The organism is Calothrix rhizosoleniae SC01 (genome assembly GCF_900185595.1).
GTDB lineage: Bacteria > Cyanobacteriota > Cyanobacteriia > Cyanobacteriales > Nostocaceae > Calothrix_A > Calothrix_A rhizosoleniae.
In genome coordinates this window covers 1-9,734 of the sequence record NZ_FYBH01000134.1, presented here as the reverse complement: position 1 = coordinate 9,734, position 9,734 = coordinate 1, and the positions used below count along the sequence as shown (strand labels likewise).

The window sequence follows — 9,734 nt, the reverse complement described above, 5'->3', positions numbered from 1 at the left end:
AAAAATGCTCTTAAGCTTAAGGCTGTTGATGATGTTTCAATCCCGTTTCCAGGATTCATTAATAAGAAAGGAGCCGAAATATTTAAAGTAGCATCTGTTCGCAATGTTTCAATCCCGTTTCCAGGATTCATTAATAAGAAAGTCTGCCACCTAGAACTCAATAATAGAGGCATTTCCACGACTGATTTTGACGGGGAAATAAAAAAACCCGATTTCAGCCATTGGCAAAAAGGTAAAAATCAAAGTACAAAAAGCTGAAACTATTCAATTATCAAGTTTCTAGCGATCTGACCAGGCCCCTAGGGTTTTCGCCCCCGCTTTCCCCCGTCAAAAATTAACTTAGCTACATCATAAAATAATGCAACTTAAATTGTCGATAATTGGAGTTTCTAACTTCAATATTAGATATGAGAGTAGACTGTTATCCAAAGCGTAAATAAATATGTGTATCACTCAGCCTATAAAAATGAGACAAACGCAAACAGGCTATAAATAGTGGGAAGATCAATGATTAGGAGTGGAAGAGTTAGACTAGAAAAATAAACAAGGTTTCAATCCCGCAAAGCAGTATTCATTCGGCAATCTAATTTGTTCTGTCTAACTCTTGCCAATTAAAGTATTACACACTTTAGTTACAAAATTATAGCTGGATAAGTAGAGCTTGTGGAAAAAGTCCTTTGGTGAGGTGAGGGTAGGGGATAGAGAAGGGTCTTACCCCTATCGTTGGCGTTTTTCTGGTTCTTGTATATTTTCCTAGTCTCTATTGACACAAAAATACTGTATAGTCTAATATATGTAAATCGATAAAGCGTCGTCTGAAGGTATTTCAGACGACGCTCTTAAATAAAGTCAGTTGAACTAAACTTTTTGAATAAGTAAGTCGGCACAATAAAACCAAACTATGTGGAGAAAAGTAAATAAGGCTAAAACCCTTTTTCCCCCTGCTCCCTGCCCCCTGCCCCCTGTCTTATCCAAACGATAATTTTTTACGCCTACCTACTTAAGCTATTGAGAGTGAGCTAGTACCTTCACTCAAATAGTCTTTTTTCAAAGTTTAGAAGTTAAATTTAGACCTGTTGAAAACAGGAAATTTTACCATGAAACATTATACCAAAAAAAACACCTTTACAACTAAACAGTTGCAATATTTAGGTGTTTGCGAGCGCGCTATTCGGGCTTGTCAGATCAAAAATATCGTCGGTTGCAAAGATTGGTTGATTTGGCATCAAGGACGTAACAGTTGGGTCGTTTACGAAAGAAAGTAAGTTACTTAAAATAACATCTGATTTCCAGGTCTCCTAGATTCCTTCTAGGAAGACCTCTCACTAACTTAAATGAATTGTTATCATTTTTTGACTACAACATTTCATAAATCAAGACTATCTTAGATTCATCGAGATTTTCCAACCATCGTGAAAATTCAACTACAACCTCTCTACTCCCAAATTAATCAGGGATTGGGGAAATGTCCCCTTGGCTGCCAACAACAGTGTATTGTATCCGAAAAAGCTCCTAGTTTTCAACCTCACAAAGATAGTACTTGTCCCTTATCTTCTCATCAAGCACAAACTTATGCAGAGGTAATGCATGGCGATGCAGAGATTATCTTTAATACTTCTGCTACTGGAGATGGTAAAAGTTTAGCAGCTAATTTACCAACTTTGCTGAATCCTAATTTTCGGATTATGAGTCTTTATCCCACTATCGAATTAGTAGAAGACCAAAAGGAACAACAAAAAGAATATCATAAATTATTTAATTTAGATCCAACCGAACGTATTGATAGACTCTACGGTGCAGAATTAAGTCGGCGAGTTCAGCAAGGGGAAAAAAGTAATAAGTTTCAAGAATTGTTACTAGCTATTGAACAAAAGCCGGTTTTACTTACCAACCCCGATATTTTTCATTACATCACTCACTATCAATATCAAAATCCTGCTTCTGGTAGAGATTTACTACCTATGACTTTAGCAGAATGGCCAGATTTATGGGTATTTGATGAGTTTCATATTTTTGGTCCCCATCAGGAAACTGCGGCTATTAATAGCATGACTTTGATTCGTTGCAGCCAGAATCATAATTCTCGTCCCAGAAAATTTTTGTTTACTTCCGCTACCCCAAAAGAAGATTTTATTACACAACTGGAACAAGCTGGTTTTACGGTTAAGCGTGTGCAAGGTATTTATGTTAATCAAAAAACTCCAGGATATCGACCAATTCTCCAAAAGGTAGAGTTAGAGTTTGTGGAATTAAAGGATACGGATACTCCTAACTGGTTGTCAGAAATGGTTCCCCAAATTCAAGCGATATTAAATGAAGAAAAGGAACCAGGTAGGGGATTAATTATTGTTAATTCTGTAGCTAAGGCTGGTTTAGTCACTCGTTTATTGAAAAAACTATTACCAGAAATAATTGTTAAAGAAGTGAGTGGGCGGATAGACTCTCAGAAGAGACAGGAAACTAAAGAACAGTTAAAAAATGCCCAACAGCCTGTTTTAGTTGTAGGTACATCTGCTGTTGATGTGGGAGTAGATTTTCGGATTCATTTATTGATTTTTGAGAGTAGTGATTCTGCTACAGTTATTCAACGTTTGGGACGTTTGGGGAGACATTCAGGCTTTGATAATTATAAGGCTTTTATTTTAATTCCTGGTCATACTCCTTGGGTAATGGCTCGTTTACAAGATAGTTTACAAGACAAACTTGGTGGAGAGGAAAGTATTACCAGGAGTCAATTAAATGAGGGGATTGTTAATGCTTTTGATGCTCCCAAAGAGTTTGATGAATATCGTCAGCGTTGGGGTGCATTGCAAGTACAAGGAATGTTTTGGCGCATGAGTCGGGAAAATCCCAAGGTAAGTAAATATTTGCAAGATTCAATGAGGGAGAATTTGCAACGTATCTATAGCAAAAATCTCGAATCTGTGAGTAAGCAATGGTATGGGATGCAAAATAATGATGTGGGAAAAGCCACACAACAGGAACTCCTACGTTTTCGCGGTAGTTCCAGTTTACAAGCCGGGGTTTGGGATAGTAGTAATTCTTGTACTAGCTTTTACACCTATGATTTACTCAGACTTTTACCCTATGCATTGGTAGAAGTTATCGATAGGGATACTTTTTTACAAGCCGGATCTAAATTTAATTATGGTGCGGAAGAATTTCCAGAAAAATATATCCAAGTTTATCTCCGTATTCAAGAATGGCTGGATGAACGGTTGAATTTAACCTTGCATTGTAATTGTAAAAGCAGCGAACTAAAATATTGTGAATTGAGTTTTATCAAGAAGCTGAGTTTAGATGGACATCCCCAGTCAAATGTCATTAATTGTTTACAAAAAAAGAACCTACTAGCTTTTTTAGTTCCTGTCAATAAAAAATCTGCTAATAGTCATTGGGAAGTTAGCAAAACTGTTAAACTCAGTTCTTTATTTGGTTTATATCGTCTCATAGATGCTGATGAGCAAGCTTATGGTTGTGCATTTAATCAAGATGCATTACTTTTAGAGTCCTTAAAATGGCGATTGAAAAAATTTACCCGCCATCGATTTGAATCATTAATATTCTAACTAAATCGTTATTATAAAAGCTTGCAAATCATGTCACAAAGTTTACTACAAACTCTATTAATTGAGACTTTACCAGAAGATACAGACCCAATTTTACGTGCTTATGTTGAAACAATACTACCAGCGTTAGAAAGAGAATTTTCTTTAACTACAGCATTGGGAGGTTCTGAAGAAGCACACTATCAAATTTTATCTCAACTTGGGGATAAATATGCTAGAGAAAAAGCTCAAAAATGGTCGCAAAAACCAGATCAAAGTTTGATGGTTCACGTACTCAATGCTTTACTTACATCTTGGAATTTGCTTCCTTATTTAAATTCAGCTAATTCCCTGACAGAAGTTGAAAAATATCTGCTTTGTTTGGGAATTACTTTACATGATTATGACAAACATTGTCGTTCTCAAGGAATCCAACCTCCTGGTTCAGATGATATTCCCGCAATTCTCAAAGTATGTGAAGAGTTGGGAGAAAAACTGAATTTTGATTTATTTTGGTCGGAATGGCGAAAGTATATTGTTGATATTGCTTTCCTGGCTCAAAATACACAGTTAAAACATGGAACTAATATTATTCCTGCGAACTGGTTAAGGGGAGAAGGTGAATTTGCAATTCAAGATTATCGCCGGTTAAAATTACCTTTACGCTATCTTTTAGCCTTTGGTGATGTCGCAGTTCATTTAACAGATCCTGGTGATATTGATACTAAAACTGGAGGTGATAGATTACGAGAGCATTTACGTTCTTTAGGGATAAATAAAAAACTGGTTTATCATCGCTTGCGAGATACTATTGGAATTCTCAGTAACGGTATTCATAATGCAGTAATGTTATTTGCTAGAGAATTAGCATGGGAGCCGATTCTATTTTTTGCTCAAGGGATAATCTACCTTGCACCCCATGATTATCAAACTCCTAATTCTTTAGAACTCCAAGATTTTATTTGGCAGCAAATAAGCGGAGTTTTGAGTAGTAAAATGTTAACGGGAGATATTGGATTTAAACGAGATGGTAAGGGTTTAAAGGTTGCTCCTCAAACATTAGAATTGTTTACTCCATTGCAGATCATACCAGAACTTCCTTTAGTCATTGAGACAAAAGTTACTAATATTAAAAATCCTGCGACTCCTAAACGTTTAGAGAAGTTAGGATTAAGTGAAAGCGAGAAAGACTACTTAAGTAAAGTTGCAGATATTCGTTGCGATCGCATTGCTGAATTCATCTTTTTAATCCAGAAAGAATTTTTTGGCAATTCTCCTGAATATATTAGTTGGATGCTGAATACTTTAGACATTTTTGCTCAAATATCTCCTGAAAAAACACAGTTTCAAGCAGGAGGAGTTAATTATGGTTGGTATCAAGCAGCAGCACATTATGTAGCAGCGAACCCTACATTAACACTGGAAGAAGTTACAGCAAAAATGTCTCAATGGGCGCAAGAATTAGCTGTTTGGGCGCAAGAGAATAATTTACTTCCTGAATATCATAGTCCAACAAAAGAAGTTTTTGCCAGCTATTTACATCAATATCTAGAAGTTAAAGGATGGGGTAGTGAAAATTTATCATTTAATGATGAATTTGTATCATATACTGTAGCAAAAACAACAGCAGCCAAACAACCAATTTGTTCCCTAAGTTCTGGTGAATTCATTTCCGAAGACCAAATGGATTCTGTAGTTCTATTTAAGCCACAACAATACAGTAATAAAAATCCCTTGGGTGGTCGTCAAATTAAGCGAGGTATTTCTAAAATCTGGTCTTTAGAAATGTTGCTGAGACAAGCTTTTTGGGGTGTACCATCGGGTAAATTAGAAGAACAGCAACCGATATTTTTATATATCTTTCCTGCATATATTTATTCACCGCAAACGGCTGCTGCAATTAAGCTTTTAGTAAATAATATGAAACGAGCTAATATGTGGGATGTCCGTAAGCAGTGGGTTAATTCAGGAATGGATAATCATGCTTTACAATCTTTAGATTGGTTAAATGATGAAGCGATATCTGGACGTTTTCAAACAGAAAAATATGTGAAAGAAGAATTGCCATTTATGGCAATGACTTATACTAAAACAACTGGTAAAACCCTTACTGATGCATGGATACAACCAGCTTTTTTAGCTTTAACACTTCCTATGTTATTAGGAGTGAAAGTAGTCGCCACTAGTAGTAATGTTCCTTTATATAACAATGACCAAGATTTTTATGAATCAGTTATTCTGGATGCACCCCCAGGTTTTTGGACTTTGTTGGGTTTATCAACTTCCCTACGTATTCAAGATTTTGAAACAGCAATACAGCGTTTATTAATAGCTTACAGTTTACATTTAGATACTCGCAGCTCACCACCAGATGGGAAATGGCGAGATTTTATTAAAACAGTTCGTGAAGTCACCACAAATATCTTGAATGTATTTGCTTTAGCCAATCAAAAACTACGAGCGGACAATAGAGATGTTAGTAATAAAGAAGTTTATCGTTATTGGGAATATGCCCAAATATTATCAATGAATCATTTAGAAGATAAATATACAAATAGTGATGGAGGCAGGTATTTAATGAGCTTAATTACAAAATTAGTACAACAATATAGAACTTTTTATCAAGCTAATTTGAGTGAATCAAGTCATACTATTTTACTTCCCATATCTAAAGCATTGGAAATAATTTTAAGTGTTCCCCAAGAAATTGATGATGAAGATTTGATTTTAGAAGGTGCTGGACAACTTAAAGATGCTTTAGAACGCCAAGAACCCTATAAACGTCCATTGATTATGGATAAATCTGTTGATTACTCTATAAGACAAGCTGAAGAAATCAAAGCCATTCATACTTTTATGACAACCTGCGTCAAAGAACTATTTCACCAACAGTATCAAGGAGATAGAGCATTACTCCAAGAAAACCGTAACCGGATCAAATCTGGTGTTGAGTTCGCTTACCGATGGTTGGCTTTACAGGAAAATTCTCAAGAATCTCAATCTAATAGTTCATCTGCTGACAAATAATCACAAAAATAAATTATTTTCTCTTCAATCTCATTCTCTTTGATTTTGATATTTTACGGCTAGTACAACCTATATAATTACATTCCAAGGAGACAAATTATGACCGTTTTAGAACAAATTCAACCCAAATTTTCTGCTACTTTCCCTCGCTTAGCATCTGGAAAATATGTTCACTTGATTATGCTACGTCATAGTCAATCTTTCCCGGTATTTCAAACCGATGGAATTCTCAATACAGCACGAACTCAAGCAGGATTGAAAAATTCAGAAAAAATCAGTCGTTTGGTAATGTTTAAGCGCAAACAAACAACTCCCGAAAGGCTTGCTGGAAGAGAATTATTACGCTCTTTAGAGATTACCACTGCTAATGCAGAAGATAAGGATAAATATTGCGAATATAGCAGCGAAAAAGCTTGTAAAAAATGTCCTGATTGTATTATCTATGGCTTTGCAATTGGTAATAGCGGTTCCGAACGCTCTAAGGTTTATTCTGACTCAGCCTTTTCTTTAAGTTCATATGAACAAGCACACCGTAGCTTTACCTTCAATGCGCCTTTTGAAGGAGGAACTATGAGTGAAGGTGGAGAAATGCGGAGTTCTATCAATGAACAAGATCATATTTTACCAGAGATAACTTTTCCTACTGTCGAAACTTTGCGCGATTGCACCTATGAAGGTTTTCTCTATGTGCTAGGAAATCTGTTACGAACTAGACGTTATGGCGCACAAGAATCCCGTACTGGAACGATGAAAAATCATCTGGTGGGAATTGCTTTTTGTGATGGGGAAATTTTTAGTAATTTGCACTTTACACAAGCAATTTATGATGCTTTGAAAGCTGATATCAATGCTCCTATTAGTGATATATTAATTAAGGCTAATACTGTGGCGAATGATTTACTTAATTTGGAACCTGTGCGAAAAACTAAGCTTGTTTTTGGATCGGATTTAGAGGAGTTAGTTAGTGAAGTAAATGCTCTTTATCAAAGTGAGACTGAACTTAAAGAAGTAATTACAACACTGTCAGAACAAACTAAGATTTATGCTTCTACATTTGGAGCACTTAAGAATAATAAAAAAGGTAAGAAGTAAAGGCTGATCACGGATTATACTGATTTCACGGGTTTCACGGGTTTCACGGATTTTATGGATTATACGGTTTTGTTTGATCTGGAAGTTTATGATTTAAATTTTAAAAGTTTACTGTTCATAGGTTTTAGAGTTTCATAATTTCCTAAGTTAATTGTGTAGTCCTTTTTTTGAAAACAACAGAATCTCAAGTCTAAAATATAAAATTGAAATGGCTTTGTATCACTGTCTACTTACACTTCATGATAATGTATTTTTTGCAACTAGAGAAATGGGGATTCTCTATGAGACTGAAAAATATTTACATAATTGGGCGTTAAGTTTTGCTTTATTTAATGTTAATTATATTCCCCACTGCTATCGTCTCCAAGGAAAAAAAGCACAAAAACCAAGTTATTTAGATGAAGATTCGGAACAAAATTTACTACATTTAAACCAGGCGGAAATTTATGTATTTCCAGCACAACCGATAAGTTGGTCTTATCAGATAAATACTTTCAAAGCTGCTCAAGTTGCTTATTACGGAAAGTCTAAGCAGTTTGGTGATAAAGGAGCGGATAAAAATTATCCTATTAATTATGGTAGAGCTAAAGAATTAGCTGTGGGTAGTAAATATCGTACCTATATTATTGCTCCTGATAATATCGCATTTCCTCGATGGATACGTTTAGGTAAATGGGCAGCAAAAATTAAACTCGAAGTAATAAAAATACCCAATTCCCTAATTAAAAATAAATCAGGGACTTACATTTGTAATCATCCCTTAAATCCCCTAGATTTATCTATAAATACTCGCCTTCTTCTTTATAATCGGATTATTATGCCTCCTGTAAGTTTAATTAGCCAAGCTCAACTGATGGGAGAATATTGGCAATCAAATCATAGTAATTCTAGTAATTCTAGTAATTCTAGTAATAGTGAATCGGATAATCATGACAATTGGGAAGCTTTTAAAAACCAAAATCCCGAACTGCCAAATCAATTAACATTACCAATTGGGGCATTTTATGGAGCCAGAAATAATATTGCAGCCTGAAAAATCTACTAATTTATATTCGTTAGTGGTGGAATTAGCTGCTGCTGAGAAAGGAAAAATACCAGCAACTCTTTCTAGAGCAATTCACGGTTTGGTATTGCAATGGTTGCAGCAAGGTTCTCCCACAATGGCTAAATTAGTTCATTCCAGCCAAACTTCACCTATAAGTTTATCTGGTTTATTAGGCAATCGCCGCCATAAAGTTAGTCAACCAGGAGATAAGTTTGATTTACGAATATGTCTTTTAGATGGGAATTTAATTGAACCTTTGCTTGATGGTTTACAACAACAGGAACACAAACCCGTCATCTTAGCTAAATTCCCTTTTGTAATTCGTAATATCTATACTTTACCTGGAACTCATCGTTTAGCAGAAGCAACGGATTATGGTTTATTAGCTAAAGCTCCAGCAATGAAAAACATTGAGCTGAATTTCCTGTCTCCTACCAGTTTTAAACAATCTCAAGGTATTCAAACTTTTCTTCTACCTAAATTAGTATTTAGTTCATTGCTTAGACGATGGAATGCTTTTGCACCGGAAGCCTATAAATTTGCTGATATTGAATGGATTGGATTGGTGTCTGCTTACGAACTCAAAACCCACGCACTCAAAATGGAAGGTGGTGCAGAAATTGGTGCACAAGGTTGGGTACGCTATGGATTCAAAGATGAAAAGCAAGCCCAAATAGCTGCAATTCTCGCTAATTTTGCCTTTTTTTCAGGTGTAGGACGCAAAACTTCTATGGGAATGGGACAAACAAGAATAAGTAATAAGTAATAAGTAATAAGTAATAAGTGAGCCATTGCGGTGGACAGGTTCCCCGGCATAAAGCAAATGGTGCTCGCGAAGCGTATCCGCAGGATTCACTCCGAAGGAGTAATAAGTTTACTGCTCATAGGTTTGGTGCTTCAACAATATCTTAACCTATATGCGTAGTGCTAAATAATATTACTTGGGAATTGCTTACTTCGGTTACTATGACAAATTTGGGTTTCATAATTCCTGAATAATTAATAACTATAGGAATGGACAT

The 9,734-nt window shown here is 35.5% G+C and carries 7 protein-coding genes; all 7 read left to right on the top strand.

The genetic code is table 11. The annotated features are described in order from the left end of the window. On the top strand, nt 1–258 hold a 258-nt coding region (locus tag CALSC_RS26350; RefSeq protein ID WP_159460583.1), incomplete at its 5' end, for a hypothetical protein. 839 nt (nt 259–1,097) lie between these two features. Further along, complete coding sequence (locus CALSC_RS26345; RefSeq protein WP_159460582.1) at nt 1,098–1,265, top strand: hypothetical protein; 168 nt, start codon at nt 1,098–1,100, stop codon at nt 1,263–1,265. Nucleotides 1,266–1,412: 147 nt separating this feature from the next. Further along, nucleotides 1,413–3,569, top strand: coding sequence for a type I-D CRISPR-associated helicase Cas3' (gene cas3, locus CALSC_RS08160; protein WP_088240874.1), 2,157 nt, complete (start codon nt 1,413–1,415; stop codon nt 3,567–3,569). 30 nt (nt 3,570–3,599) lie between these two features. Continuing rightward, on the top strand, nt 3,600–6,575 hold the full coding sequence (gene cas10d, locus CALSC_RS08155) for a type I-D CRISPR-associated protein Cas10d/Csc3 (RefSeq protein ID WP_088240873.1): 2,976 nt from the start codon (nt 3,600–3,602) through the stop codon (nt 6,573–6,575). A gap of 99 nt (nt 6,576–6,674) precedes the next feature. Further along, nucleotides 6,675–7,667: a type I-D CRISPR-associated protein Cas7/Csc2 gene (gene cas7d / locus CALSC_RS08150; protein WP_088240872.1), complete on the top strand. Its 993-nt coding sequence runs from the start codon at nt 6,675–6,677 to the stop codon at nt 7,665–7,667. 208 nt (nt 7,668–7,875) lie between these two features. Further along, a complete protein-coding gene (gene cas5d / locus CALSC_RS08145; protein ID WP_088240871.1) occupies nt 7,876–8,700 on the top strand; it encodes a type I-D CRISPR-associated protein Cas5/Csc1 in 825 nt (274 codons plus the stop codon). Beyond that, the gene (gene cas6 / locus CALSC_RS08140) at nt 8,672–9,478 is read left to right on the top strand and encodes a CRISPR-associated endoribonuclease Cas6 (protein WP_088240870.1); all 807 of its coding nucleotides are present in this window, start codon (nt 8,672–8,674) and stop codon (nt 9,476–9,478) included. Before cas5d ends, cas6 begins: the two co-directional genes overlap by 29 nt. The last annotated feature ends 256 nt before the right edge of the window (nt 9,479–9,734 follow it).